Raw genomic sequence first — 26,174 nt, 5'->3', positions numbered from 1 at the left:
CCTCGCGTCATGCCTTTTGCGCGAGCTTGTCCTTCAGGAAGTCGCGCACCGGAGCCGGCTCGACGTTCTTCACGGCGACGGCCCGCCCCACGGCCTCCAGCAGGATGAAGGTGAGCCTGCCGCGCTCGACCTTCTTGTCCTGCGCCATCAGCGTCATCAGCGCGTCGGCATCGGCAAGCCCCTCCTGCGCGAAGCCCGCGATGTCCTGCAAGCGCGTCGGCAAGCCGGCGTCAATGAGGTGACGCTCGACTCGCATCGCATCGGCCTCGCCGATCATGCCGAGCTTCGCGGAAAACTGCGCCGCCAGCGTCATGCCGATCGAAACGCCCTCGCCGTGAAACAGGCGGTCGGAGAAGCCGGTCGCGGCTTCCAACGCATGGCCGAACGTATGGCCGAGATTGAGCAGCGCACGCTCGCCGGTCTCGCGCTCGTCGCGCGAGACCACGCGGGCCTTGGCGCGGCAGGAGGTCGCGATCGCATGCTCGCGCGCCGAACCGCCTTTGGAGATGTCGGAATGGTTCTTCTCGAGCCAGGCGAAGAAGGCCTCGTCGCCGAGCACGCCGTATTTGGCGACCTCGGCGTAGCCGGCGCGGAATTGCCGAGCGGACAACGTGTCAAGCACGGCGGTGTCGGCGATCACCAGCACCGGCTGGTGGAAGGCGCCGAGCAGATTCTTGCCCTGCGGCGAGTTGATGCCGGTCTTGCCGCCGACGGAGGAATCGACCTGCGCCAGCAGCGAGGTTGGCACCTGCACGAAATCGACGCCGCGGCGCAGGATCGCCGCCGCAAAGCCGGCGAGATCGCCGACCACGCCGCCGCCAAGCGCGATGACGAGATCGTTGCGTTCGATTTTCGCGGCGATCAGGGCTTCGCTGACCTTTTCGAGACCGGCATAGGTCTTGGAGATCTCGCCTTCCTCGACGACGATGCGCGATGTCGGAATGCCCGCGGCTGCGAGCGAGGCCTCGGCGGGTTCGAGCCAGTATTTCGCGACGGTGCGATCCGTCACGATCGCGGTGCGCACGCCGGGGCGCAGGCGCGCGACGCGTTCGCCGAGCGAGGCCAGCACGCCGCGGCCGATGACGATGTCATAGGCGCGATTCCCCAGCGCGACCTCGACATTGACGGGATCTGAATGTTTCAAAGGCGCGGTCATCGTGCGGCACTCGCGACGTCGGCTGGTGGCGGGGACGCCCGTTCGCCGCAAAGATGCGCGCGCAGCGTCTCTATCGTCTCATCGACGATCTTGTCGTGCGGCACGTCGCGCGAGGCGATGGTGAGGTCGGCATGGCCGTAGACCGGCTCGCGCTCGGTGAGCAGGCGCGTCACGGTTCCTTCGGGATCGGCGGTCTGGAGCAGCGGACGGTCGGCGCGCCGGCGCACGCGGCGCATGATGACATCATGATCGGCCTTGAGCCAGATCGATATCGCCTTCGCCGCGATGCGGGTCCGCGTCTCCTCGCGCATGAAGGCGCCGCCGCCGGTCGCCAGCACGATGGGACCGCCGTCAAGCAGACGCGCGATCACGCGGGCCTCGCCGTCGCGGAAATGCGGCTCGCCATGACGCTCGAAGATTTCCGGTATGGTCATGCCGGCCGCCGCCTCGATCTCGGTGTCGGCATCGACGAAGGGCAGCTTGAGCCGGAGAGCCATGCGGCGGCCGATGGTGGATTTGCCCACCCCCATCATGCCGACGAGCACGATCGAGCGCGTCCCCAGCGCCGACAGGATGTCGGCCTCGGGCGAGGCTTGGATCGGCAACGCGGCGTCGGGCATTTGTCTCGCTCGAATGGGTCTCGCTCGATCTGCCGCCAATGGCGGCATCCTTTGGCCACCTATACGACCCCGCAGGGGCCCTCGCCAGAGGACTCTTGCCACGAAACGGCGAACGTGTTGGATGATTTCATTGGTTAATTTGCCCGCCAAGCCCCTGACCGAGACCCTCTCCGAGATCCTGCCGATGCCCAGCCTGTTCCGCTTCCTGACGGTCGTCGCCGTGATCGCCGGCATCGTCTATGGCGTGGTCTTCGCGCTGGCGAACTTCGTCAATCCCAAGCCGCGGGAAATGACGGTGACGATCCCGCCGGATAAGTTTCTCAAGAAATAGCAGCTAGGCTGCCGGCATGCGTGCCAGATCTTCCGATAACAAGTCCTCAGACGCCAAGCTCACCGGCCTGTTCCTCGACATGCTCGCGGCGGAACAGGGCGCCGGCCCCAATACGCTCGACGCCTATCGCCGCGACCTCACCGACTTCTCCGAGTTTCTCGGCCGCGCCGGCCATGCATTCGCGGACGCGGAAACACAGACGCTGCGCGACTATCTCGCCGATCTCGATACGCGGGGCTTCAAGTCCACCAGCGTCGCGCGACGGCTGTCGGCGATGCGGCATCTCTATCGCTTCCTCCTGAACGAACGCATCAGAACCGACGATCCCGCGGCGATCCTGTCCGGCCCCAAGCGCGGCCGCGGCCTGCCGAAAGTGCTGTCGATTGCGGATGTCGACCGCATGCTCCGCCGCGCCAAGGAATTGAGCGAGGCGGAGGATGCTTCGCTCTCGAAACGGCTGCGCGCCCTGAGACTCTATTGCCTGCTCGAGGTGCTCTACGCCACCGGCCTGCGCGTCTCCGAACTGGTGGCGCTGCCACGTACGGCCGCGAAGCGCGACGCCCGCATGATCGTGGTGCGCGGCAAGGGCAACAAGGAACGGCTGGTGCCGCTCAACGAGGCCTCGCGCCAGGCGATGGCCGATTATCTCGCGGCGACGGAGGCGGCCAAGGACAACAACAAGACCGACAAGAAGAACAGCGTGGCGGCCTCGAAATGGTTGTTCCCCTCGTTCGGCGAGAGCGGACATCTGACGCGGCAGCATTTTGCCCGCGATTTGAAGGAGCTCGCGGTCGCTTCGGGCCTGCAGGCCCGGCTGGTCTCCCCCCACGTGCTGCGCCACGCCTTCGCCAGCCACCTGCTGCACAACGGGGCCGATTTGCGCATCGTGCAGACGCTGCTCGGCCACACCGACATCTCGACGACCCAGATCTACACCCACGTGGTCGAGGAGCGGCTGAAGAGCCTGGTCCGCGACCTGCACCCGCTGGCGGAGAAATAGTTGCTGCCGTAGCTGCAGTAGCCCGGATGAGCGAAGCGACATCCGGGATTGACGATCGGGCGACCTGCCCCGGATATCGCTTCGCTCATCCGGGCTACGGTACTGGAACGATGAAACCGCCTTGACTTCGGCCACATCTCCGCAGAAAGAGCCGGGGCCTCACGATGATTTGGCCTGCGCTCGTTGCGAGCACACAAGCCAACTCATTGACGAACCTACACTTCTTTCCGCGACATCGAATCCGCTTCGCCGCCTCGCCCCGTCCTCCCTATATTGAGTTGATGCCAGACCAGATGCGCAGCTATCTCGATTTCGAAAAGCCCGTCGCCGAGCTCGATTCCAAGCTCGATGAATTGCGGACGCTTGCGGCCTCCGGCAGCGACATCGCCGAGGAGATCGGGCGGATCGAGGACAAGGCGGCGCAGGCGATGGCCGACCTCTATCTGAACCTGACGCCGTGGCAGAAAACGCTGGTCGCGCGGCATCCGCAGCGGCCGCATTTCAACGACTTCATCAAGGGCCTGATCACCGAGTTCACCCCGCTCGCCGGCGATCGCAAGTTCGGCGAGGACGAGGCGCTGGTGGCCGGCTTCGGCCGCTTCCGCGGCGAGGCCATCTGCGTGATGGGCCAGGAAAAGGGCGATTCCACCGAGAGCCGCATCAAGCATAATTTCGGCATGGCGCGGCCCGAGGGCTATCGCAAATGCGTGCGGCTGATGGAGATGGCGGAGCGGTTCGGCCTGCCGGTGCTGTCGCTCGCCGATTCCGCCGGCGCCTATCCCGGCATCGGCGCGGAAGAGCGCGGCCAGGCCGAGGCGATCGCGCGTTCGACTGATGCCTGCATGGCGCTGACCGTGCCGAACGTCGCCATCATCACCGGCGAGGGCATGTCGGGCGGCGCCATCGCCATCACCACCGCCAACAAGGTCCTGATGCTGGAGCACGCGATCTACAGCGTGATCTCGCCCGAGGCGGCGTCCTCGATCCTCTGGCGCGACGGCTCCAAGGCGCAGGAAGCCGCCAACAACATGAAGATCACGGCCCAGGACATGCTCCGCTTCGGCGTGATCGACAGCATCCTGAAGGAGCCGGTCGGCGGCGCCCATCGCGACCCCGCCGCCATGATCGCCACCACGGGCGACGCCATTGCCAAGGCCTTTGACGAACTCCGGGGTCTGGACGGGGACGCCATCCGCAAGCATCGGCGGCAGAAATTCCTCGATATTGGCCGGAAACTGGGCTGATTCGGGCGGGCTTTGGGGCCCGTTGGACGCGTCCCCCTCCGCCGTCGTCCTGGCTTTCGCCGAGACGACGCTGAATTTGAGGCCGGCCAAACCGTCCCGGAGGCCCCCGGTAACCCCGCGTTAACCCTTTTTTTGCCCAAATCAGCGATCTCAGTGCTGGTTTGGCCGAAAGGCCCAAGTTTCAGCCCAGTTTAAGTCTTCGTTGACCACGCCTTTGGGCCAACGGGCTCGTGATCCCCGTGCGGGTTGCGACCACATGACCCAGAGGTTAGAATTTTAATCAATGGCTTCAGGGCATAAGCGCTGGAGCGTGATTGCGAAAAAGCCCGTCGCGACGGGTCCCGGTCTCCGGTCGGATCATGCTTCAAGATTGGGGTTTGCGCGCGATGCCTTGGACGGTGTGGGGTCCATCTTGATTTCTCGTTCGCTTGCTCGCGCGTTTCTGGTTTCGGTGGCGCTTGCCGCCAGCTTCGTGCTGGCCGGCTGCGACACCGACCAGGTTTCGCTTGCGACCAATGCCAAGGCCAACCAGCCGGTGCCGCCAAAGCTTCTCGCCGCGATGGTCGAGAAGAACATGGATCTGCAATCACCGATCCTGGTGCGCCTGTTCAAGCAGGAGGCCGAGCTCGAGGTCTGGAAGCAGACCCGCAACGGCCAGTTCGCGCTGCTCAAGACCTATCCGATCTGTCGCTGGTCGGGCGATCTCGGCCCGAAGGTGCGCGAAGGCGATCGTCAGGCGCCGGAAGGATTCTACTCGATCAATCCGGGCCAGATGAATCCGCAATCGGCGTACTATTTGTCGTTCAACACGGGCTATCCGAACGCGTTCGACAAGGCTTTGGGCCGCAGCGGGTCGCAGCTGATGGTGCATGGCGATTGTTCGTCGCGCGGCTGCTACGCGATGACGGACGAGCAGATCGCCGAGATCTATTCGCTCGGGCGCGAGTCCTTCTTCGGCGGCCAGAAGGCGTTCCAGTTGCAGGCCTATCCGTTCAAGATGACGCCGGTGAACATGGCCAAGCACCGGAACAATCCGAACATGCCGTTCTGGAAGATGATCAAGGAAGGCTATGATCATTTCGAGGTGACGCGGCAGGAGCCGAAGGTCGATTTCTGCGAGAAGAAGTACGTGTTCGACGCGGCGAAGCCGCCCGACGCCAAGCGCGATCCGGTGTTCGACGCGTCCGCTAAGTGCCCGGCCTATGTGATCCCCGAGGAGATCGCCAGCGCCGTGCGCGAGAAGGATGCGCGCGACCAGGCGGAGTACAACAAGCTGGTTTCGCGCGGCACGCCCGTTGCGCGCATGAACACCGGCATCGACGGCGGCATGAACAAGATCTTTGCCGCGAAGATTCCGGAAGGCTCGACCGGCCTGTCGGAGGGCGCCGAAGGCACCACGCTCCAGATGTTGGCGATGGCGAAGGCGCCGGGCACCATCCCTGGACACGTCAATCCGCCGAAGCCGAATCTCGATGCAGCCGCGCCCTCGCCGCAGGAAGAGCCGGTCGTCGCCGTCAGCGCGCCCGCCGCCAGCGCCCGCGTCGCCACCGCAGCTCCGCCCGAGAAATCCGGCTTCTTCTCCAATCTCGGCCGCAAGATGGGTGTGGGCAATGCCGACGCCACGGCGACCACGCCGCCGCCGCAGGCCACGGCATCCGTCGCTCCGGCTGCAACGACGACCACGACGCCGCCCACCGCAGCGTCCCGGCTGAAGGCCGCGGTGACCCGGTTCGTACCGGGCCGCGACACGTCCAAGGACGCAGCGAAGGATGCACCGAAGCCGGCTGTTGCCGCTGCCAAACCCGCCGAAGCTGCGAAGCCCGACACCCGCCTCGCCGCAACCCGCCCGACGCTGAAGCCGTCGGTGTCGGATGGCGCGGGTGAAGCGACCCAGATCATGGGCGCCGCGCCGGTGGTGCAATCGAACTCGTTCGACAGCCGGTTTGGGGCGGTGAAGTAAAGCGGGCGCTCCGCTTAATCTCTTCGATCCATCCCAGCCTGACGCCGTCATTCCCCGCGAAGGCGGGGAATCCAGTATTCCAGAGGCACCCCTTATCGATCGAGAAGCTGCGGCGTACTGGATGCCCCGCCTTCGCGGGGCATGACAGCCGAGTTCGGTGTGAGAGCGACGCGCTTCACGCGCGCCCTACGGCGCCAGATACCGCAGCAGCTCCGGATTGCCCCTCACCTCGCCCGCTTCGCCTTGCAGCGCGACGCGGCCGCGGTCCAGCACGTAGGCGTAATCGGCGACGCGGAGCGCGAGGTCGAGGTGCTGCTCGACGATGATGACGGCGATGGTTTTCGCAAGCTCGATCAGGCGCTCGGTGATCTCCTCGATTACGCCGATCCAGACGCCTTCGGTCGGCTCGTCGAGCAGAAGAAGTTTTGGATCGCCCAGCATGGCGCGGCCGATGGCGAGCATCTTGCGCTCGCCGCCGGAAAGCGTGCCGGCGGGCTGGTCGAGGCGCTGGCCGAGCTTTGGGAAGATGGTCAGCACGTGCTCGACCGCGTCGGCTTTCCTGCTCGCGAGCGACCCGACCGCGAGATTGTCGCGCACCGACAGGCGCGCGAACACCGAATGCTCCTGCGGCACGTAGCCGATGCCGGCGCGCACCCGCTCCTGGGTCGCGCGGCGGCTGATGTCGCGGCCATCGAAGGCGACCTCGCCCTTCCACGCCGGCAGTTCGCCGACGATGGTCTTCATCAGCGTGGTCTTGCCGGCGCCGTTGCGGCCCAGCACGGCGACACCGCCGCGCCAGGGAATGCCGAGGTTGACGTCGAACAGGACCTGGCTGCGACCATAGCCGGCGTCGAGATGCTTGATGTCCAAAAATTCAGGCACGGCGCAAATAAATCTCCTGGACGGCCTTGTTGGCCTGGATCTCCGACACCGTGCCGGACGCCAGCACCTTGCCCTGGTCGAGCACGGTGAGACGATCGCAGATGTCGCGGATGAAATCGAGATCGTGCTCGACGATGACCAGCGAGCAATGCTTTTTGATCGGCTGCAGCAATTCACCGGTGACGCGGCGCTCCTCCAGGCTCATGCCGCCGGTCGGCTCGTCCAGCAGCAGAAGCTTCGGCTTGCAGGCCAGCGCCATCGCGATCTCCAGCCATTGCTGCTGGCCGTGCGACAGCGCCGCCGCCGCGTCGAAAGCGCGGTTGGCGAGGCGAAATTGCGTCAGCATGGTCATGACCTGATCGTGCAAGAGCCCGCGCGTGCGCGAGAACACGAGATCGAACAGCGAGGATTGCGCCTGCAGCGCGAGCAGAATGTTGTCGTAGAGCGTCAGCGTCGGCAGCACGGATGTGATCTGAAATTTCAAGCTCATACCGGCGCGGGCACGCTCGGTCGGCGTGAACGCGGTGATATCGGCGTTGACGAAGGAGACCTTGCCCTGTGTCGGCACCTCGGCGCCGGCGATGCACTTCATCAGCGTGCTCTTGCCGGAGCCGTTCGGGCCGATCAGGCCGTGAAACTCGTTCTCGCCGACGGTCAGCGCGGCGCCGTCGAGCGCGGTGAGCTTCCCGAAGATCTTCTTGACGCCGCTGGCTTCAAGGAGCGGCATCGCGCTTCTCCTTCCCGGTCTTCCTGGATTTGCCACCAAAGCTGCCGACCCGCTCGCGCTCGCCGAGCACGAAGCTGATCAGGCCGAGCGGCCGGAACAGAATCACCAGCAGGAGCAGCACGCCAAGGATGATCGGCCAGACCTCGCGGTAATTGTCCGAGAGCCAGAAGCTGACGCCCTCAACGATGACGGCACCGATGACGGCGCCGATCAGCGTGCCGGAGCCGCCGAACAGCACATAGAGCACCACTTGCGTCGAGACCACGACGCCGACCATGTTGGGCCAGACGAAACCTTCGTGGAAGGCATAGAGGCTGCCGGCGAGGCCGGCCACTGCGCCTCCGATCGCAAAAATGATCGCCTTCAGATGCTGCGCCTTGTAGCCGAAAAAGGCGATGCGCTGCTCGTTCTCGCGCAATCCCGCGAGCGCCAACCCGAACTGCGAGCGCACCAGAAAGCGGCAGAGGAGATAGACCACGACGAGCAGGCCAAGCACGAGATAATAGAACGGCGGCCCTTCCGAGAACTCGTAACTGCCGAGCGTCATCGAGGAGATCGAGGGGATGCCGTTCTGGCCACCGAGATAGTACCAGCCGCGCGCAAGCCGATCGGCGGCGTAGGATCCGGTCAGCGTGCCCAGCGAGACGAAGATCACGCTGGAGGGATGCCGTCCAAGCAGCAGGAAGCCGCCCAGCAGTAGCGCAAAGGTGAGCCCGATCATGGTGCCCGCGGGCAGCACCAGGAAGATGTTGGTAATGTTGAGATCGCGCGCGAGCAGCGCCACGCCATAGCCGGCCGAGCCGAAAAACAGCGCCTGGCCGAAGCTCATGATGCCGGCATAGCCCCACACCAGGTCGAATGACAGTGCGAACAGCGCGAGGATGATCACGCGCGTCGCGAACACCGTGAGGTAGTCCTGCAGCACCAGCGGGGCGAGCAGCGCCACGACGAGCACGACGCCCTCCACGATCGGCAGGATTTTCCGCACCGAACCGGCTTGCCCTGCTGATCCGTGTTCAACCATGGCAACGTTCTGCTCCCCGCCGATCTCGGCGGGGACTGCCTGCTTCGCTGCGCCCATCGCTTTCGGCATTCGACTCTAGCATTCCTTGGGATCGACGAGTCCGTCGCTGCGTCCGACGATCTCGTAGTTCCCGCCTTTGGCGACAGCGGTGTACATCTTCATCTTGCAGTGGCGCTTGCCCGGCACCATCTCGGCAGGTCCGCCGGGACCTTCGGCGATCTTGGCATGATCGAGCGCAGCGGCGACCGAGTCGCGATCGACCTTTCCGGCTTCCTTGACGGCGGCTTCCCACAGTTTCAGGCCGCGATAGGTGCCGGTGGCGGCGCTGCCGGCAGCGAACAGGAAGTTGCCCGGGAAATCCTTCTCGTAGGCCGCCTGGATTTTTGCGTCGAACGGGTTCTCCTTGGTGAGCACCTTGAAATAATCGAGACAGCTGGCGAGACCCTCGATCTCGGCCGCCTGATTGATGTTGAGCGTGTTCTCGTCATAGTAGACGCAGGCCAGCCGTCCGCCATTCTTGAGAAAGCCGGCCTCGTAGAGCTGCTTGAAGAACGGACCGACGCCGGGCGGGATGACGGTGTTGAAGACGACGTCGACTTTGTTGGAGATGATGCGGTTGACGGTCGAGGAGAAGTCGACCTGGTCAAGCGGATAGTATTCCTCGAACACGACCTCGCCGCCGTTGGCCTCGATCACCTTGCGGGCGTAGACGTTGAGTGTGTGCGGCCAGACATAGTTGGCGCTCGGCAGCGCGAACTTCTTGCCGCCGTTCTTGATCAGCCAGGGAATGAACTCGTCACACTGCTGCGCCGGCGTCGGCCCGGTACAGAACAGATAAGGCGTGCACTCCTTGCCTTCGTAGAGCTGCGGATAGATGTAGAGCGTCTTGCCGCGCGCGACGATCGGGTCCTTGATGGCGTTGCGCATCGACGAGGTGATGCCGCCCAATACCATGTCGACCTTGTCGCGCTGGATCAGCTTGCGGACGTTGCCGACCGCGACGGATTCGTTCGAGGCGGTGTCCTCGACAAAGAGCTCGAGCGGGCGGCCGAGCAGACCGCCGCCGGCGTTGATCTCCTTGATCACCATCTTGGCGACGTTGGCGTCGGCATTGCCGGCGTAGGCAATCGGCCCGGTGAGGTCGGTGGCGATGCCGACCTTGATCGGGGCTTCGGCCGCATTGGCCCAGGGCGCCGGGATCACCCAACTGCCGACGCCGGTTGCGACTGCACCGGAGGCAAAGGCGAGATTCGAAAGGAACCGGCGACGGGAGAGCTGAGAACGATCGGACATGTGACTAAACCCCTTTTCCAGCAATGAGGCCCTGCGGCCGGAATTTGATGAAGACGATGGCGAGAACGAAGACGAGGACATCGGCCACGACGGGCGCCATCACCCAGGGCAGCGCGGCGCTGAGCGTGCCGATGACGCCGGCGCCCGCGACCGGCCCGATGAAGGAGCCGACGCCGCCGACCATGACCGCGACAAAGCCCTGGATCAGGAAGCGCAGGCCGAGATCGGCGAACAGGCTGAACACCGGCACGATCAGTGCGCCGGCAAGGCCAGCAAGCGCCGCGCCGAACGCAAAGGTGGCGCCGTAGATCAGCGGCGTGGAGATTCCGGAGGCGCGGGCCAGCGAAGGATTTTCCAGGGTAGCGCGCACGCGCAGGCCGAAGCTGGTGCGCGCCAGCAGCAGATAGCAGCCGCCCATCACCAGCGCCGTGATGATGATGATGGTGAAGCGCCAGGCCGAGATGTGCATGGCACCGATATCGATCGAGCCGCCGATCGGCTCCGGCACGGTGAGATAGAAGCCGCCGATCAAGCCGCGCACGGATTCGCGGATGATCAGGCCGAGCGCATAGGTGCCGAGCATGGCGACGATGGGGGCTGCGTAGAAGCGTCGGATGATCAGCGCCTCCAGCACGAAGCCGAGCGCGCCGACAATGAATGGTGCGGCGACCATGCCGGCCCAGATCGGCAGGCCATTGGCGTAGGCAAGATAGGTGATGTAGGCCCCGAGCAGGACGAACTCGCCCTGCGCGAAGTTGAAGATGCCCATCATGCTGGCGATGATCCCGAGCCCCAGCACGATCAGGACGATGATCGCACCAAAGCTCAGGATCTCGAACGCCGCGACGAACGCGTTAGCCATGCGCCGGAGCCTTTCCCGTTCCGAAGGAATCGGAACGGGGCTCCGGCTTGATGTCTTGACGCGTCCGAAAACGCTTCCCTGTTACGTCCGTCTGCATGAGTCCCTCGCTCACATCTTCTTCCAGTCGCCGATCTGCTCGAAGGCGTGGGCGGCGCGGTAGATGGTGGATTCCTCGAACATGCGGCCGACCAGCATCAGGCCGACGGGCAGGCCGTCGACCATGCCGCAGGGCAGCGACATCGCCGGATGATGGGTGATGTCGAACGGCGCGGTGTTGGAGATCATCTCCAGCGCACGCGCGACATAGTCTTCGCGGCTGGCCGTGGGCTCCGGCAGCTTCGTCGCCTTCATCGGCGTCGTCGGCAGCAGCAGCAAATCGTAGTCTTTGAAGGCCTTGTCGTAAGCCGCGGTCAGGCGTCGGGAGATGTTGAGAGCCTTGCCGTAATAGCGCGGACCGAAGGTGTTGTTGATGTAGGTGCCGAGCAGCAGGAACAGCTTTGTGGTCTCGGACAGAGAATCCGCCTGCCGCCGCCAGCCGCGATGGAAGTCCATCAGCGTGGTCGAGTAGAGATCGGAGCGGGACAGACCATAGCCGTCGCCATACATCATGGTCTGGGTCATGCCCTCGGTGCCGATCGGCGTCCAGATCGCGGGACCCATGAGATGCATCGGGATCGAAACGGTCTCGACCGTGGCGCCCAAATCCTTGAATCGCTTTGCGGCCTCGCGCACGCTCTCGTTCACGGCGGCTTCGGCCGTCGCCTGCTCAAAGCCTTCCTTGAGGATGCCGATCCTCATGCCCTTGACGCCCTGGCCGAGCGCCTTGGTGTACTCCTCGACCTTGGGCGCCTTGATGCGGGGGTCGTAGCCGTCGTCGCCGGCCAGCACCTCCAGCAGCAGCGCGTTGTCGGCGACGGTCGCCGTCATCGGGCCGGTGTGGTCGACGAACACCTCGATCGGCATGATGCCGGTGTAGGGCACGAGGCCCCAGGTCGGCTTCATGCCATAGGTGCCGCAGAACGAGGACGGCATGCGGATCGAACCGCCCTGGTCGCCGCCGATCGCCATGTCGACTTCGCCGAGCGCGACGACGACGCCGCTGCCTGACGACGAGCCGCCGGCCGAATAGCCCATCTTGTGCGGATTGTGGACGGCGCCGACCGCATTGGTGTGGCTGCCGCCGGACATGCAGAAGGATTCGCAATGGACTTTTCCGGCGATCTCGGCGCCCGCATCGAGCATGCGGGTGACGATGGTGGCGTCGAAATCGGGCACGTAGCCTTCGAGCGTCGCCGAGCCGTTCATCATGGGAACACCGGCGAGCATGATGTTGTCTTTCAGGGCGACCGTCTTGCCCTTGAGCTTGCCACTCGCCGCCCCCTTCACGGTCGACTTGCGATACCAGGCGTTGCGCGGGTTCTCTTCCGGCGAGGGCCGATAGCCCGGCGTGCGCGGATATTTGACCTCCGGCACCTCGTCCGGCATGGCTCCGACGAGATTGTAGGCCTCGATCGAGCCCTGCATCAGACCGCGGAACGAGGCGACATCGTCGTCGGTCAGCGAAAGGCCGCACTGGTCGGCGACACTGCGCAATTGGGCTGGCGTGGGAAGGACAACTGTCACGGCGCTCTCCTCAAAGGCTTCTTGATCCCTGGAATTGGAATCCCTGGCATTGGAGCCTCATTGGCGCGCGTGTGCGGGCGCGCCCATCGGCTCTACCTTGATATTACAGACGGAAATATTTTCCTTTTCAAGTATTATTTTGGATTCGGGCGTTTGCAGATGGGGCGCCGGCGTCAGATCGGTTTGATCAGCTTGAAATCGAGGCCATCCGCGCCGGCGAGATACATTTGCATCCGGGTATGACCGTTCCTGACGGTGACGGGGCCGCGCGCGCCGCCATAGACGATGTTGCGGCCGGCCGCGAGCATGGGCCCCATCGCCAACGTGCCCGCCTTGTTTGCCACGGCCTCAAGGAAGCGCAGTCCCTCATAGCTGGATTGACCGAGCGAGCCGATCGGGGGGCCGTTCGGTCCGAACATCGCGCGATAGCGGCTCTGGAAGTCGTCGTTGGCCCGCGATCCGATGCCCGGGAAATAGCCGGAGGCACAGAACAGATTTTCGCTGTTGTCGGCGCCGATTCCGAGCAGCACGGTCTCGTCCATCGCCCCGGCCAGCCGCAGCGTCGTGGCGCCGAGGCCGCATTCGCCGAACGCGCGATTGAACGTGATGCTGTCGGTGCCGATCAACGAGATCAGGACGACGTCAGGCCTCGCGGCACGGATGCGCTCCAGATGCGGCTCGTGGTTGTCTTCGCCGAGGGGAACGAACTCTTCGCCGACGACATGGCCGCCGGCCTCCTTGATGTAGCGCTTCACCGCGCGGTGCGACTGCCAGGGCCAGACATAATCGCTGCCGATCAGGTACCAGCGCGCCGCCTTCTTGACGTCGGCAAGCCAGTGGATGGAGGGGCGGCTCTGCCAGCGCGGCGTCTCGCCGATCGCCATGACACCCGGCGTCTGCTCGCCGCCCTCGTAGACGGGCGTATAGATGTAGGGGATACGGTGGCGGGTCGTGACCTTGCGCAGCGCCACACGCACCGCGCTGGTATGCAGTCCCACGATGAGGTCGATCTCATCGGAAGCGATCGCCTGCTCGGCGCGGCTCAGAATCCCGTCGAGCGGCCCGCCGGCATCGTAGATCGAAAGCTCGATCTCGCGCCCGAGAATGCCGCCGCGCTTGTTGATCTCGGCGACCGCGAGCTGCGCGCTGCTTGTCGCGCACGGGCCCCAGACACCGGGCGAGCCGGTGCAGCAAATGAAGCCCCCGATGCGGAGCTTGTTGTGTGCGCCGCGGCGCTTCATGAAATGCGCATCAGCCGGCGACAGGTCGAAATCCGCTGCCGCGGGCGACAGATTCCTGAACAGCAAGGACGGCGGTAACGCCGGACCGCCGTGAGCCGGGAAGTTTACCGTCGCGCGCACGCCAACTCCTGTCTGATACCAGACTTGAAAGCTCATTCAGCAGGCGGCCGCGGCACCCGCCCTATTGTTGGGCAATATCCTATTTTGAAAATATTGAATATTCAAGAATTGAAGTGCATATAGATGCAGCATCGATTGCAAGACATTCACTCATTTGGGTCAAGACAAAGTCTTAGCCGTGGCAAAACCGAACACCCCGATCACCGAACACCTCGCGTACCTGCTCGCGCAAGCCAACCGGGAGATCAACCGGCAGCTCGAACTGCGGTTGAGCAAGGAAGGCGTGCCCGTCGAGCAGTGGCGCATTCTGAAAGTCCTGTCGGATGGCAACGGCCATTCGATGGGAGAGCTCGCGGATGCCGTGCTGCTCAACCATCCGACGCTGACCAAGATGATCGATCGCATGGTCTCGGACACGCTGGTCTACCGCGTGCAGGACCCGAACGACCGCCGCAAGGTCCTGATGTTCATCTCCGATCGCGGCAAGGTGCTGAGCAAGAAGCTCAACTCGCTCGCGGTCGACCAGGAAGAGCACATCCTCGAGAGCTACGGCGACAAATCGACGAGCGAATTGAAGCGGCTGCTGGAGAGCTTGATCGACAGCTCGAATTGAGCTGGCGTGTTTAGCAAGCTCTCTCCACACGGTCGTCCCGGCGAAGGAGATGGAGCCGCGCGCCCCATACTCGATGTCATCGCCCGATTTAATCGGGCGATCCAGTATTCCAGAGACTGACGTGATTGAACCGAGAAGCCGTGGCGTACTGGGTCGCCCGGCTAAACCGGGCGACGACAGTGGAATGTGAGGCGCCGACGTCGCACCTCACACCTGATCGCTAAGCGTACCGCCCGTGGCAGTGCTTGTACTTCTTGCCTGAGCCGCAGGGGCAATCCTCGTTGCGGCCGATCTTGCCCCAGCTTGCCGGGTTCTTGGGATCGCGCAACGCCGCGTCGGTGGCCTGCGCTCCGAGCGTGACGCTCGCGAGCGCCATTTCGTCCTCGCCGGTGTTCGGGTCGAACTTGTGCGCTTCCATCGGCGGCAGCACCGGGGCTTCCTGCTCCGGCGGCACGATCTCGACCCGCATCAGCTGCGCCGTGACGGCCTCGCGCAGATGCGCGCTCATCTCCTGGAAGAGGTTGAACGCCTCGGTCTTGTACTCCTGCAGCGGATCGCGCTGGCCGTAGCCGCGCAGGCCGATGACCTGGCGCAGATGGTCGAGCATGATCAGATGCTCGCGCCAGAGATGGTCGAGCGTCTGCAGCAGGATGGTCTTCTCGACGTAACGCATCACGTCGGGACCCCATTGCGCGACCTTTGCGGCCATGTGCTCGTCGGCGCGGGTCTCGATGCGCGTGAGCAGCTCCTCGTCGGCGATGCCCTCTTCCTTGGCCCAGTCCTCGACCGGCAGGTCGAGATCGAGCACGCGCTTGAGCTCTTCCTTCAGGCCCGCGACGTCCCACTGCTCGGCATAGGCATGCTCGGGCACGTGCTTGGCGACGAGGTCGTCGATGAAGGCGTGGCGCATGTCGGCGACGGTCTCGGCGACGCTGTCGTCCTTCATCAGGTCGACGCGCTGGTCGAAGATCACCTTGCGCTGGTCGTTCTGGACGTTGTCGAACTTGAGCAAATTCTTGCGGATATCGAAGTTGCGCGCCTCGACCTTCTGCTGCGCCTTTTCGAGCGCCTTGTTGATCCAGGGATGGATGATGGCCTCGCCCTCCTGCAGGCCGAGACGCTGCAACATGCTGTCGAGGCGATCCGAGCCGAAGATGCGCATCAGATCGTCTTCCAGCGACAGGAAGAATTTCGAGCGGCCGGGATCGCCCTGACGGCCGGAGCGGCCGCGGAGCTGGTTGTCGATGCGGCGGGATTCGTGGCGCTCGGAGCCCATGATGTAGAGGCCGCCGGGCTTCTTCACGGTCTTGGCGGGCTTCGAACCCTTCGCGGGCTCGATCTCGACCTCTTCCTCGGCCTTCAGCACGATGTCGCGGAAGTGCTCGATGTCGGCCTTGATCTGCTCGATCTTCAAGGCCTTCTCGGCTTCGTCCTCGATCGAAGCGGCCTCCTGCTGGATGCGCATTTCCAGCGAGCCGCCGAGCTTGATGTCGGTGCCGCGGCCGGCCATGTTGGTCGCGATCGTGATCGCGCCGGGGACGCCGGCTTCCGCGACGATGTAGGCTTCCTGCTCGTGGAAGCGCGCGTTGAGCACCGCGAACAGCTTTGCCGGTTTGCCGGCGCGGGCCGCCGCGTACAGCTTCTGCATCGAATTTTCGTTACCGAAATCGATCTGCCGATAGCCGTGCTTCTTGAGATATTCGGCGATCACTTCCGATTTTTCGATCGAGGCGGTGCCGACCAGCACCGGCTGCAGCCGCGCATTGGCGCGCTCGATCTCGGCCAGAATCGCGGCGTATTTCTCGTTCTGGGTGCGATAGACCTCGTCGTCTTCGTCGAGACGGGCGACCGGCAAATTGGTCGGGATCTCCACGACCTCGAGCTTGTAGATGTCGAACAATTCGTCGGCTTCGGTCAGCGCCGTGCCGGTCATGCCCGCGAGCTTTTCGTACATCCGGAAATAGTTCTGGAAGGTGATCGAGGCCAGCGTCTGGTTTTCCGGCTGGACCTGCACGTGCTCCTTGGCTTCCAGGGCCTGATGCAGGCCTTCCGAATAGCGGCGGCCCTGCATCATGCGACCGGTGAACTCGTCGATGATGACGACCTCGTCGTCGCGGACGATGTAGTCCTTGTCGCGCGTGAACAGCGTGTGGGCGCGCAGCGCCTGATTGATGTGGTGCACGACGGAAACGTTCTCGACGTCGTAGAGCGATTCACCCTTGAGCTGGCCGGCATCGCGCAGCAGCGTCTCGATCTTCTCCATGCCGGCTTCGGTCAGCGTCACCGTGCGCTGCTTCTCGTCGACGTCGTAGTCGGACTTGTCGAGCTTGGGCAGGAAGCCGTCGATGGTGTTGTAGAAGTCGGAGCGGTCGTCGAGCGGGCCGGAGATGATCAGCGGCGTGCGCGCTTCGTCGATCAGGATGGAGTCGACTTCGTCGACGATCGCGTAGAAGTGCGGCCGCTGGACCATGTCCTCGAGCCGGTACTTCATGTTGTCGCGCAGATAGTCGAAGCCGTATTCGTTGTTGGTGCCGTAGGTGATGTCGCAGGCATAGGCCGTCTTGCGCTCGGAATCGTCGAGGCCGTGCACGATCACGCCGGTGGTCAGGCCGAGGAAGCCGTAGATCTGGCCCATCCAGGCGGAGTCGCGGCGGGCGAGGTAGTCGTTGACCGTGACGACGTGGACGCCCTTGCCGGCGAGCGCGTTGAGGTAGACCGCGAGCGTTGCGACCAGGGTCTTGCCTTCGCCGGTCTTCATCTCGGCGATGTCGCCCTCGTGCAGCACCATGCCGCCGATCAGCTGGACATCGAAATGGCGCTGGCCGAGCGTCCGCTTGGCGGCTTCACGGACCGTGGCGAAAGCGGGGACCAGCAGGTCGTCAAGGGTCTTGCCCTCGGCGAGCTGCTTCCTGAACTCGACGGTGCGGGCCTTGAGGGCCTCGTCGGAGAGTTTCGAGACCTCGGGCTCCAGCGCGTTGATCGCGTTGACGCGGGACTGATATCCCTTCACCCGCCGGTCGTTGGCGGAGCCGAAAAACTTGCGGGCGAGCGCGCCGATCATGCTTAGTTCCTGTGTTCGCGATTCAACCGCGTTCGCGTTGCAGCCAAGAGGTTGTCACCCGCCTGCCTATCAACTCACCGTGACGCCTGCTGGGCGCCAGAGCCCCGTCTGCGGGGGGTCCATCCGCCATATGGGTGGGAGTTGGGCAAGTCTGGGTTCAACGGCCAAAAACGCAGCAAAATAAACGCCATCGCATGGACGCGACCGGGCAGAGATATGGCCCGGTCAGGGCCTTGTCAACGGCGGGTGCATTGCGGCTAATTCATCATTTTGACAGACTTTTCGCGTTGCCAAGGCCCCCTGAATTGGGCGAGTGTCCGCCCCGCTCGAGCAGCCCCCTGCTTCAACAAAAGGATTTTCCATGACCACCTCGTTCCCGGTAACCAGAACCGGCCTGCGCTTCGGCCTCGCCACCGCCCTCGTGGGCTGCCTTGCGCTGGCGCTGATCGCGGGTCCCGGCCGGGCTGCCGACGATCCGGTGCTGGCGAAGGTCAATGGCGCGGAAATCAAGAAGAGCGACGTCGCCATGGCCGAAGAGGAACTCGGGCCGAGCCTCGCCCAGATGGACCCGGCGACCAAGGACGAGAACGTCCTGTCCTTCCTGATCGACATGAAGATCGTCGGCAAGGCCGCCGAGGACAAGAAGCTCGCCGAGGGCGAGGAGTTCAAGAAGCGGCTCGCGTTCGCCCGCAACCGCCTGCTGATGGACAGCCTGCTCGCCGGCGAGGGCAAGGCCGCCACCACCCCGGATGCCATGAAGAAGGTCTATGAGGAGGCCTCCAAGCAGATCACCGGCGAGCAGGAAGTGCACGCCCGCCACATCCTGGTCGAGACCGAGGACGAGGCCAAGGCGGTGAAGGCCGAACTCGACAAGGGCGCCGATTTCGCCGAACTCGCCAAGAAGAAGTCCAAGGATCCGGGCTCGGCCGACGGCGGCGACCTCGGCTTCTTCACCAAGGAGCAGATGGTGCCGGAATTCTCGGCGGTCGCCTTCGCGCTCGAGCCGGGCAAGATCTCCGACCCCGTGAAGTCGCAGTTCGGCTGGCACGTCATCAAGGTCGAGGAAAAGCGCAGCCGCAAGGCGCCGGACTTCGAGCAGGTCAAGGCGCAGATCGAGCAGTATGTCACCCGCAAGGCCCAGGCCGATTACGTCGCCAAGCTGCGCGCGGAAGCCAAGGTCGAGCGGCTGGACCAGCCGGCGGATGCGGCAAAGGACGCCAAGCCGGCCGATGCGGCCAAGCCGGCTGACGCCAAGCCGTCCGACAGCAAGATGGCGCCCCCGGCGAAGAAGTAAGAATTCGCTGTCACTTCGGTGACGCGAAGAGTATCTAAGCCTTTGTGATGCCCGGCCCCCGCGCCGGGCATCTGCATGTCCAGATCCCACCAAGGCGCCCCGATGTCCTCCTCCGTTTCCCCCCTCGCCCCGAAACACGTTCCCGACATGCCCGTGATCGCGGGGGTCCGTCTCGCGACGGCCGAAGCCGGCATTCGCTACAAGAACCGCACCGACGTGCTGCTGGCGGTGATGGACAAGGGCACCGCGGTCGCAGGCGTCTTCACCAAGTCGAAATGTCCCTCCGCGCCGGTGGAATGGTGCCGCGCCAAGCTGAAAGGCGGCAAGGCCCGCGCGTTGGTGGTCAATTCCGGCAACGCCAATGCCTTCACCGGCAAGACCGGCCGCAGCTCCACGGCACTGACCGCGAAGATCGCGGCCAAGGCCGTCGGATGCACCGAGGGTGAGATCTTCCTGGCCTCGACCGGCGTGATCGGCGAGCCGCTGGATGCGACCAAGTTCGACGGCGTGCTCGGGAGGCTCGCGGAAACCGCCGAGGCCGGCGATTATCTCGCCGCCGCCAAGGCGATCATGACCACCGACACCTTCCCGAAGGTCGCGACCGCGACCGTGAAGCTCGGCAAAGCCAAGGTCACCATCAACGGCATGGCCAAGGGTGCCGGCATGATCGCGCCCGATATGGCGACGATGCTGTCCTTCATCTTCACCGACGCACCGATCGCGCCTGCCGCGCTGCAGGCGCTGCTCAAAAGCGGCGTCGAGGACACCTTCAACGCGGTCACGATCGACGGCGACACCTCGACCTCGGACACGCTGCTGGCCTTTGCCACCGGTGCTGCTGCGGAACACGGCGCGCCGAAGATCAGTCGCGCCACCGACCCGCGCCTGAAAGCCTTCGTCAAGGCCTTCAACCAGGTGCTCGCCAATCTTTCCGAGCAAGTGGCCCGCGACGGCGAAGGCGCGCGCAAGCTGGTCGAGATCACCGTCGAGGGCGCCAAGACCAAGGCCTCGGCGCGCAAGATCGCGATGTCGATCGCGAACTCGCCGCTGGTGAAGACCGCAATCGCCGGCGAGGACGCCAATTGGGGCCGCGTGGTGATGGCGGTCGGCAAGGCCGGCGAGCCGGCTGACCGCGACAAGCTCTCGATCTCCTTCAACGGCATCCGCGTCGCCAGGAGCGGCGCGCGAGATCCGTCCTATGACGAGGCGCAGGTGTCGGAAGCGATGAAGGCGCCGGAGATCGCGATCAAGGTCTCGCTCGGCCTCGGCAAGGGCCGCGACCGCGTACTGACCTGCGACCTCACCAAGGAGTATGTCGCGATCAACGGGGATTACAGGTCGTGAATCTGATGTCCCTCTCTTGGTTCTCCACCGGAGAACGAGGTCCAGCATGCAGCCGGGCGAGGAGCTCGCTTCAATTTCCTGGCTGCCTTTAGCTTTCGTTAATGATGCCGCTCGATCCGGCAGCGTCGGATTTTCGGCCACCCATGTTCGCGACATCGGCGTAAGCTTTACTTAACAGCCCATCTTCAAAGTTCCGCTCTGCCGAGAGGTCGTCAGAGGCCGCCCGGTTGCGCTCCCGGTCCTCGATCCCCGATCGGCCAGAGAAATTGCCTCTGCCGGGACCCACGGCGATTAGGATGAAGATCATGCTTCGGGCTTGGTTGTATCGTTTTGCCAGAAATCGCAAGGCCAACGTCGCCGTGATGTTTGCAATTGTGATGGTTCCGACAATCTTTCTGCTCGGGATGGCGCTGGACTATACGCATACGCAGCACATGAAGGTTGATCTCGACTCTGCCGTCGATGCTGCCGCCGTCGCCGCCGTCACCTCGACGATGATGCAGAAGAGCCCGCAGGTCGCCCAAACCACAGCGAAGAACGTTTTCAACATCACCGCGAATGGCCTGGTCAGCAACAACAACCTGGCCGCACCGCCAACTCTCACGGTCACCGTCAATTGCAGCAAACCCGACTCCACAACGGGCTACTGTACCTACGCTCCCTGCCCCGGCCTGGACTCTGTCTTTGCTGACCCTGTCAACTCAAACAACCAAGTCGTTCGCAACGTCCAGGTTTGCTACACTGCGGCCGCAAACAACGCCTTCCCGAGCGTGCTCAAGCAGGTGAGTTGGCCGTTCGCAGGCCAGGCAGCGACACGCAACCAGGGCGCGCCCAACATCGATTTCTATCTCTTGCTGGACGCCTCGCCTTCCATGGCGATCGGCGCGACCTCGAGCGACATCAAAACGCTGATCGCGAACACGCAAAAGCAGGTCGATTCATCGACCGGGACGAAAGGATGCGGATTCGCATGCCACCAGACTAATCCTGCCGCGGACAATCTGGGCAATCCAGGCGGGATTGATAACTACCAACTTGCTCGCAATCTTGGCCTCACGTTACGGATCGATCGGGTAACGCAAGCGGTCAAATCGCTGATGAATACGGCCTATCAGATATCGAGCATCAACAGAAATACGTATGGGGTTGCGATCTATACCTTCGATACTGCTCTAAACAATTCTCCGACAAGCGGCAGCAGTTCGGCGGTCTTCGCACCTTCCGGAAAACCTGGGGTGGTGCGAACTCCCACGACGCCTGCCACAACGACCAGCTACACGGTAGCGACCATCCAGAGCAAGGCCGACAACATTCAGGTCCTGCCGGTCTACAAGAACAACTGGCTGACATCGTCGAACAATAATAGCGACGCCGACACCAGCATTGCGGGCGGATTAAGCGCTCTCAACAAGATCATGCCGACTCCGGGGAACGGCACCAATGTCGCCAACGATACGCCACAGGAAGTCGTCTTCCTCGTTACCGACGGCCTTGAGGACGTGAACATCACGACCGACCCGTACACGAACTCCTGCAATAAGAAACTCACTGGTAAGCGCTGCCAGCAACCGCTCGACCCCGCGATCTGCACCACCATCAAGAACAGGAAGATCCGTATCGCGGTGATCTACACCGAATACGACGACTCGGCGCTACATACATCCAACGGCTGGTACGATTCATGGATCTACCCCTTCAACAGCACGTCCACCGGCTCGACCAGCCAGATCGAGACAAATCTGCAAGCCTGCGCCTCGTCGCCCGATTTGTACAAAAAGGTGGCGACCGACGACGACATTACGTCCGCGCTCCAGAGCCTGTTCCTGAAGGTCGCGTCCGATCCGCGCCTGACCCAGTAGAGAAAGCAGTCATGACCGCCGCGCACGCCGTGCCCACAACCAAACGCCGCCGCTGGCGCGCGTTCCTTGCCGACCGGAACGGCGCAACCGCGGTCGAGTTCGCGCTGATCGGTCCGGCATTCATCGCTTTGTTGCTCGGAATCATCCAGACCTTCCTTGTTTTCTTTGCCCAGCAGCTCCTGGAGCAAGTGGTGAACCAATCGAGCCGGGCGATCCTGACGGGGCAGGCGCAGGCCGCGAGCATGACCCAAGCCCAGTTTGCCACTGCAGTCTGCTCCAACGTTGTGATCTTGTTCGACTGCAGCAAGATGATGATCGACGTCCAAGTAGCCGGATCATGGTCTTCGGCGAACACTGGCGCGCCAGCCCTGACGTTTGACGGCAGCGGCAACGTGACGAACGTCTGGAAATTCAACCCCGGCAATCAGGGCGACATCGTTGTCGTGCGGGTGATGTATCAATGGCCGGTTTTCCTAGGTCCGCTCGGCTTCAATCTGGCGAACCAGTCGAATGGCAAACGCCTGATCATGTCATCCACGGCTTTCATGAACGAGGCCTTTGTCAACTCATGAGCCGGATGCTTCATTACGTGCGAAACTTGTGGGCCGACACGCGCGCGGTGGCCGCGGTGGAATTCGCGATTGTGGTGCCGTTCATGCTGCTGCTCTATGTGGGCGGCGTCGAACTCGGGAACGGGCTCGCCATCAGCGTCAAGGTCAGCGAAACCGCCCACACGGTCGCGGACCTGGTGTCACGAAACGCGTGCGTCACCGATGCATCGCTAAGCACCATGCTTGGAGCATCGGCGGTGACGATCGCTCCCTATGCCTCAGCGAATACGACGGTAGTCGTGTCGGAAGTATCCACGGACGCCAGCGGCAAAGCGACGGTGACCTGGAGCAAAGCACTCAACGGCACCGCGCGGCCAGTAGCTCAGCAGGTGATTTTGCCAGCGGCCCTCGGCACGCCCTCACCTTCCAACACATCGTTGATACTCGGCGAGGTGACGTATCAATACACGCCCAACCTTGGCTATGCGATCACCGGGACTATCCCGATCGGCGAGAACTATTACCTGTTTCCACGCGTTTCCTCCGCCGTACAGTATCCATGCAGCTGAAATATCGCCGGCCGAGCCGGTAGAACCGCACGGCGATTGCGGCTAATGAAAGCGGCATGGCTGATCTCAAACTGACGCTCGTGGTGGCTTGCGCGCTGGTCGACGCCGACAAGCGCGTCCTGATCGCGCAGCGCCCCGAGGGCAAGACGCTGGCCGGCCTTTGGGAATTTCCCGGCGGCAAGTGCGAGCCCAGCGAGCGGCCGGAACAGAGCCTGATCCGCGAACTCCACGAGGAGCTCGGCATCACCGTCGCCGAACCCTGTCTGGCGCCGCTGACGTTCGCGAGCTACGGCTACGAGACCTTCCACCTCCTGATGCCGCTCTTCATTTGCCGGCGCTGGGAGGGACAGGTCACGCCGCGCGAAGGCCAGGCCCTGGCCTGGGTTCGCGCCAACAAGCTGCGCGACTATCCCATGCCGCCCGCGGACATTCCGCTGATCCCGCATTTGATTGATTTGTTGATGTGAATTCGAAGCGGGCACCACACTCTCGGCGTCATGCCCGGGCTTGTCCCGGGCATCCACGATCTTCGTGCTGAACCGAGAGGCGTGGATGGCCGGGACATAGGCGAGCGGAAGCGACGCCGTCCCTCGGACGGCATGCCGGCCATGACGGCGGAAAGAGCTTACGTCCCTCCGGCCTTCTTCACCGCTTCCGCCAGGCTCGCCTTCGCTGATCCAGGCTTGAGCGGCTGCTGCTGGCTCGCATGCGGCGCCCAGCCGGAAAGCCAGATGATGTCGAATGTCGCACGGATGCGGCCGTCGGCGTCGGCAAAGCGTTCCGCGTAGATTTCAGCCATCCGCAGCAGCGTCGATCGCCGGCTGGGCGTGCGTCGCCGCTCGATCAGCACATTGGCGGCGCCCATGCGCCTGATATCCTGCATCAGCGCGAACGCGTTGGCGTAGCGCACCACGACGCGGTCGACATCGGTGACCGGCAGCGCAAACCCCGCCCGCTGCAACAGCGCGCCAACGTCGCGCAGATCGGCGAACGGTGCGACTCGCGGCGATACGCCGCCCTCGCATTCGGCCTCGGCGGCGGCAAAGGCCTGGCGCAGCTCGGTCAGGCTGTCGCCGCCGATCATCGCCGCCAGCAGCAGCCCGTCCGGCCTCAGCGCGCGACGGATCTGCGCGAGCACACCCGGCAGATCGTTGGCGAATTGCAGCGCCAGCGCCGAGACCACGAGATCGAGGCTCTCCGGTGCAAAGGGTAGCTTCTCCGCACCCGACGCATCGAGCTCAATGCGCTCGATCGAGGGCAGTCGCGCGCGCAGCACCGCGAGACCCTCGCCGGGCGTCCAGAGATCGGCCGCCGTGTGAAACTCCCGCATTACCGCGGCAAGCCGGTCGGAGATGTCCTCGGCGACCCGATCCAGCAGGAAGCTCGCGGCACCTTGCGCCTGCGCGCGGCGCTGTCGCGCGCGCAGCAAAGCACGATCGAACAAAGCGGGCGGGGTTTGTGGGTCTTGAGCCATGCCGCTGGTTACGCCGATCATGCTGGTTCTGGCAATCCACTGCGCGCGGCGCTAGCCTTGCCTCATGGAGCCGACACCGGCCCCCGTGTTCCAAACTAGCAATCCGCACCAGGCCCGCGGCGCCGGAGCGTCAAACGATGATCACCTGTTATCTGCGATACGAGATCCCCCCGGACAAGCTCGCCGAATTCGAAGCCTATGGCAGGATGTGGCTGGAACTAGTGCCAAGATTCGGCGGCATCCACCACGGGTACTTCCTGCCATCGGAAGGCGCCAGCGACGTCGCCCTCGCGATGTTCAGCTTCCCGAGCTTCGCGGCGTACGAACAATATCGGAAGGACAGCGCCGAAGATCCGGACGTCCAGAAAGCGATCGAGTTCGCAAGGCAAACGCGCTGCTTTCGCCGTTATGAGCGATCGTTCTTCCGGCCTGTGCTGCCGAAAGAGCCGTAGGCCGGGCGCGGACGAGAACAGCCCATTGACTTGAGCGTGGCGCAGGACGGCGCTAGCCTTGCCCAATGGACGCCGAGGCATCACCACCACGCTCCATTTCCAGCCATTTGCGCGGCGCGCTTCAGGCCTGCCGAGGTGTGATGGCGCATCTGCCAAGGCTTGCACTCGACATCGCGCTGCCGACGCTGTGCGTGTCCTGCCGCGAGCCGGTCGACGGCGAGGGCGTGTGCGCGGCGTGCTGGGCGCGGCTGTCGTTCATCGAACGGCCCTACTGCCCGCGGCTCGGCATTCCTTTTGTGTACGATCCCGGGCCCGACATGCTGTCGATGGAGGCGATCGCGAGCCCGCCGGCCTACCAGCGGGCGCGCGCCGCGGTGCGTTATGACGACGTCGCGCGCACCCTGGTGCATGCGCTGAAATACCAGGATCGCACGGATTTGGCGCCCGCCATGGGCCGCTGGATGGCGCGCGCGGGCGGCGAACTGCTCGCCGAGGCTGACATGCTGGTGCCCGTTCCCCTGCATTGGCGAAGGGCCTGGCGCCGCCGTTACAACCAGTCCGGGGCGCTGGCGCGGATCATCGAGCGGCAGAGCGGAGTGAAAGTGAAGGCTGAGGTGCTGCGCCGGGTACGCGCGACCGAGCAGCAGATCGGCCTGTCGCGGGCCCAGCGCGCCACCAATGTGCAGGGCGCATTCCAGGTATCCCCGACCGCCAGGCGGACGTCCAGGGTCGGCGCATTGTCCTCATCGACGACGTCCTGACGTCGGGCGCGACGCTGGATGCGTGTGCGCGGGCCCTGCTCCGGGCCAAAGCGGCGCAAGTGGACGTGCTGGTGTTTGCCCGGGTTGTCGAGAGCCGGTGAAGTCCCATATAA

Annotated in this window: 23 protein-coding genes and 1 pseudogene; 13 read left to right on the top strand and 11 right to left on the bottom strand. The window is 64.0% G+C overall.

The window, feature by feature from the left end:
- Positions 1–7 precede the first annotated feature (7 nt).
- Positions 8–1,156, bottom strand: coding sequence for a 3-dehydroquinate synthase (gene aroB / locus IVB54_RS02250; RefSeq protein ID WP_247777056.1), 1,149 nt, complete (start codon positions 1,154–1,156; stop codon positions 8–10).
- A complete protein-coding gene (locus IVB54_RS02245; protein ID WP_085384097.1) occupies positions 1,153–1,776 on the bottom strand; it encodes a shikimate kinase in 624 nt (207 codons plus the stop codon). The genes aroB and IVB54_RS02245 overlap by 4 nt, the downstream gene beginning before the upstream one ends.
- A 184-nt stretch (positions 1,777–1,960) precedes the next feature.
- On the opposite strand from IVB54_RS02245, the gene IVB54_RS02240 reads away from it, so the two are divergent.
- The 4 genes from IVB54_RS02240 to IVB54_RS02225 all read left to right on the top strand — a co-directional run bounded on the left by IVB54_RS02240 (position 1,961) and on the right by IVB54_RS02225 (position 6,311).
- Entirely contained in the window at positions 1,961–2,107 is a 147-nt protein-coding gene (locus IVB54_RS02240) for a hypothetical protein (RefSeq protein WP_035669499.1), read from the top strand.
- Between the two features lie 16 nt (positions 2,108–2,123).
- Entirely contained in the window at positions 2,124–3,107 is a 984-nt protein-coding gene (xerD, locus tag IVB54_RS02235; protein WP_247360805.1) for a site-specific tyrosine recombinase XerD, read from the top strand.
- 281 nt (positions 3,108–3,388) lie between these two features.
- Positions 3,389–4,351: an acetyl-CoA carboxylase carboxyltransferase subunit alpha gene (locus IVB54_RS02230; RefSeq protein ID WP_007599220.1), complete on the top strand. Its 963-nt coding sequence runs from the start codon at positions 3,389–3,391 to the stop codon at positions 4,349–4,351.
- Positions 4,352–4,763: 412 nt separating this feature from the next.
- Complete coding sequence (locus IVB54_RS02225) at positions 4,764–6,311, top strand: murein L,D-transpeptidase family protein (RefSeq protein ID WP_231189755.1); 1,548 nt, start codon at positions 4,764–4,766, stop codon at positions 6,309–6,311.
- A 186-nt stretch (positions 6,312–6,497) separates the two neighbouring features.
- Here IVB54_RS02225 and IVB54_RS02220 read toward each other — a convergent pair whose 3' ends face one another.
- The 7 genes from IVB54_RS02220 to IVB54_RS02190 form a co-directional block, all read right to left on the bottom strand.
- Entirely contained in the window at positions 6,498–7,193 is a 696-nt protein-coding gene (locus tag IVB54_RS02220) for an ABC transporter ATP-binding protein (RefSeq protein WP_026232421.1), read from the bottom strand.
- Complete coding sequence (locus IVB54_RS02215; RefSeq protein ID WP_018452918.1) at positions 7,186–7,920, bottom strand: ABC transporter ATP-binding protein; 735 nt, start codon at positions 7,918–7,920, stop codon at positions 7,186–7,188. The genes IVB54_RS02220 and IVB54_RS02215 overlap by 8 nt, the downstream gene beginning before the upstream one ends.
- Positions 7,907–9,013, bottom strand: coding sequence for a branched-chain amino acid ABC transporter permease (locus tag IVB54_RS02210; RefSeq protein WP_018452917.1), 1,107 nt, complete (start codon positions 9,011–9,013; stop codon positions 7,907–7,909). Before IVB54_RS02210 ends, IVB54_RS02215 begins: the two co-directional genes overlap by 14 nt.
- 6 nt (positions 9,014–9,019) lie before the next feature.
- The gene (locus IVB54_RS02205) at positions 9,020–10,237 is read right to left on the bottom strand and encodes a substrate-binding protein (RefSeq protein ID WP_018452916.1); all 1,218 of its coding nucleotides are present in this window, start codon (positions 10,235–10,237) and stop codon (positions 9,020–9,022) included.
- Between the two features lie 4 nt (positions 10,238–10,241).
- The gene (locus IVB54_RS02200; protein ID WP_018452915.1) at positions 10,242–11,099 is read right to left on the bottom strand and encodes a branched-chain amino acid ABC transporter permease; all 858 of its coding nucleotides are present in this window, start codon (positions 11,097–11,099) and stop codon (positions 10,242–10,244) included.
- A gap of 108 nt (positions 11,100–11,207) precedes the next feature.
- Positions 11,208–12,722 (bottom strand): amidase, encoded by a 1,515-nt coding sequence (locus IVB54_RS02195; protein WP_026232420.1) that lies wholly within the window; start codon positions 12,720–12,722, stop codon positions 11,208–11,210.
- 173 nt (positions 12,723–12,895) lie between these two features.
- Positions 12,896–14,083, bottom strand: coding sequence for a substrate-binding domain-containing protein (locus tag IVB54_RS02190; RefSeq protein ID WP_085384113.1), 1,188 nt, complete (start codon positions 14,081–14,083; stop codon positions 12,896–12,898).
- A gap of 178 nt (positions 14,084–14,261) precedes the next feature.
- On the opposite strand from IVB54_RS02190, the gene IVB54_RS02185 reads away from it, so the two are divergent.
- Positions 14,262–14,696 (top strand): MarR family transcriptional regulator, encoded by a 435-nt coding sequence (locus IVB54_RS02185; RefSeq protein WP_007599198.1) that lies wholly within the window; start codon positions 14,262–14,264, stop codon positions 14,694–14,696.
- A 220-nt stretch (positions 14,697–14,916) separates the two neighbouring features.
- On the opposite strand, the gene secA is transcribed toward IVB54_RS02185, so the two are convergent.
- On the bottom strand, positions 14,917–17,757 hold the full coding sequence (gene secA, locus IVB54_RS02180) for a preprotein translocase subunit SecA (protein WP_204512793.1): 2,841 nt from the start codon (positions 17,755–17,757) through the stop codon (positions 14,917–14,919).
- 361 nt (positions 17,758–18,118) lie between these two features.
- On the opposite strand from secA, the gene IVB54_RS02175 reads away from it, so the two are divergent.
- From IVB54_RS02175 to IVB54_RS02150, 6 genes are all read left to right on the top strand, one after another.
- Positions 18,119–19,051: a peptidylprolyl isomerase gene (locus IVB54_RS02175; RefSeq protein ID WP_018452911.1), complete on the top strand. Its 933-nt coding sequence runs from the start codon at positions 18,119–18,121 to the stop codon at positions 19,049–19,051.
- 102 nt (positions 19,052–19,153) lie between these two features.
- Positions 19,154–20,395 carry a bifunctional glutamate N-acetyltransferase/amino-acid acetyltransferase ArgJ gene (gene argJ / locus IVB54_RS02170; RefSeq protein ID WP_026232418.1) on the top strand — a complete coding sequence of 414 codons (1,242 nt, stop codon included), beginning with the start codon at positions 19,154–19,156 and terminating at the stop codon, positions 20,393–20,395.
- A gap of 296 nt (positions 20,396–20,691) precedes the next feature.
- The gene (locus tag IVB54_RS02165) at positions 20,692–22,254 is read left to right on the top strand and encodes a pilus assembly protein TadG-related protein (protein WP_245288362.1); all 1,563 of its coding nucleotides are present in this window, start codon (positions 20,692–20,694) and stop codon (positions 22,252–22,254) included.
- A gap of 11 nt (positions 22,255–22,265) precedes the next feature.
- Entirely contained in the window at positions 22,266–22,826 is a 561-nt protein-coding gene (locus IVB54_RS02160; RefSeq protein ID WP_018452907.1) for a TadE/TadG family type IV pilus assembly protein, read from the top strand.
- Positions 22,823–23,374 carry a TadE/TadG family type IV pilus assembly protein gene (locus IVB54_RS02155; RefSeq protein WP_018452906.1) on the top strand — a complete coding sequence of 184 codons (552 nt, stop codon included), beginning with the start codon at positions 22,823–22,825 and terminating at the stop codon, positions 23,372–23,374. Before IVB54_RS02160 ends, IVB54_RS02155 begins: the two co-directional genes overlap by 4 nt.
- Before the next feature lie 56 nt (positions 23,375–23,430).
- The gene (locus IVB54_RS02150) at positions 23,431–23,841 is read left to right on the top strand and encodes a (deoxy)nucleoside triphosphate pyrophosphohydrolase (protein ID WP_018452905.1); all 411 of its coding nucleotides are present in this window, start codon (positions 23,431–23,433) and stop codon (positions 23,839–23,841) included.
- A gap of 158 nt (positions 23,842–23,999) precedes the next feature.
- Here IVB54_RS02150 and IVB54_RS02145 read toward each other — a convergent pair whose 3' ends face one another.
- Positions 24,000–24,869 (bottom strand): methyltransferase domain-containing protein, encoded by an 870-nt coding sequence (locus IVB54_RS02145; RefSeq protein ID WP_026232416.1) that lies wholly within the window; start codon positions 24,867–24,869, stop codon positions 24,000–24,002.
- Positions 24,870–24,985: 116 nt separating this feature from the next.
- On the opposite strand from IVB54_RS02145, the gene IVB54_RS02140 reads away from it, so the two are divergent.
- Positions 24,986–25,300 carry an NIPSNAP family protein gene (locus IVB54_RS02140; protein ID WP_007599187.1) on the top strand — a complete coding sequence of 105 codons (315 nt, stop codon included), beginning with the start codon at positions 24,986–24,988 and terminating at the stop codon, positions 25,298–25,300.
- A gap of 65 nt (positions 25,301–25,365) precedes the next feature.
- Positions 25,366–26,162, top strand: a pseudogene (locus IVB54_RS02135) (ComF family protein).
- The last annotated feature ends 12 nt before the right edge of the window (positions 26,163–26,174 follow it).

The sequence above is a fragment of the Bradyrhizobium sp. CW1 genome (assembly GCF_023100665.1).
GTDB classification, from domain to species: domain Bacteria; phylum Pseudomonadota; class Alphaproteobacteria; order Rhizobiales; family Xanthobacteraceae; genus Bradyrhizobium; species Bradyrhizobium canariense_D.
This window is presented reverse-complemented; position numbering and strand designations above follow the sequence as displayed.

Coding starts and splice junctions, on each gene's coding strand:
- IVB54_RS02230 (WP_007599220.1), top strand. CDS start 3,389: ATGCCAGACCAGATGCGCAGCTATCTCGATTTCGAAAAGCCCGTCGCC.
- IVB54_RS02175 (WP_018452911.1), top strand. CDS start 18,119: ATGACCACCTCGTTCCCGGTAACCAGAACCGGCCTGCGCTTCGGCCTC.
- IVB54_RS02155 (WP_018452906.1), top strand. CDS start 22,823: ATGAGCCGGATGCTTCATTACGTGCGAAACTTGTGGGCCGACACGCGC.
- secA (WP_204512793.1), bottom strand. CDS start 17,757: ATGATCGGCGCGCTCGCCCGCAAGTTTTTCGGCTCCGCCAACGACCGG.
- aroB (WP_247777056.1), bottom strand. CDS start 1,156: ATGACCGCGCCTTTGAAACATTCAGATCCCGTCAATGTCGAGGTCGCG.
- IVB54_RS02245 (WP_085384097.1), bottom strand. CDS start 1,776: ATGCCCGACGCCGCGTTGCCGATCCAAGCCTCGCCCGAGGCCGACATC.
- IVB54_RS02150 (WP_018452905.1), top strand. CDS start 23,431: ATGGCTGATCTCAAACTGACGCTCGTGGTGGCTTGCGCGCTGGTCGAC.
- IVB54_RS02215 (WP_018452918.1), bottom strand. CDS start 7,920: ATGCCGCTCCTTGAAGCCAGCGGCGTCAAGAAGATCTTCGGGAAGCTC.
- IVB54_RS02165 (WP_245288362.1), top strand. CDS start 20,692: ATGAAGATCATGCTTCGGGCTTGGTTGTATCGTTTTGCCAGAAATCGC.
- argJ (WP_026232418.1), top strand. CDS start 19,154: ATGTCCTCCTCCGTTTCCCCCCTCGCCCCGAAACACGTTCCCGACATG.
- IVB54_RS02145 (WP_026232416.1), bottom strand. CDS start 24,869: ATGATCGGCGTAACCAGCGGCATGGCTCAAGACCCACAAACCCCGCCC.
- IVB54_RS02240 (WP_035669499.1), top strand. CDS start 1,961: ATGCCCAGCCTGTTCCGCTTCCTGACGGTCGTCGCCGTGATCGCCGGC.
- IVB54_RS02205 (WP_018452916.1), bottom strand. CDS start 10,237: ATGTCCGATCGTTCTCAGCTCTCCCGTCGCCGGTTCCTTTCGAATCTC.
- IVB54_RS02210 (WP_018452917.1), bottom strand. CDS start 9,013: ATGCCGAAAGCGATGGGCGCAGCGAAGCAGGCAGTCCCCGCCGAGATC.
- IVB54_RS02160 (WP_018452907.1), top strand. CDS start 22,266: ATGACCGCCGCGCACGCCGTGCCCACAACCAAACGCCGCCGCTGGCGC.
- xerD (WP_247360805.1), top strand. CDS start 2,124: ATGCGTGCCAGATCTTCCGATAACAAGTCCTCAGACGCCAAGCTCACC.
- IVB54_RS02140 (WP_007599187.1), top strand. CDS start 24,986: ATGATCACCTGTTATCTGCGATACGAGATCCCCCCGGACAAGCTCGCC.
- IVB54_RS02200 (WP_018452915.1), bottom strand. CDS start 11,099: ATGGCTAACGCGTTCGTCGCGGCGTTCGAGATCCTGAGCTTTGGTGCG.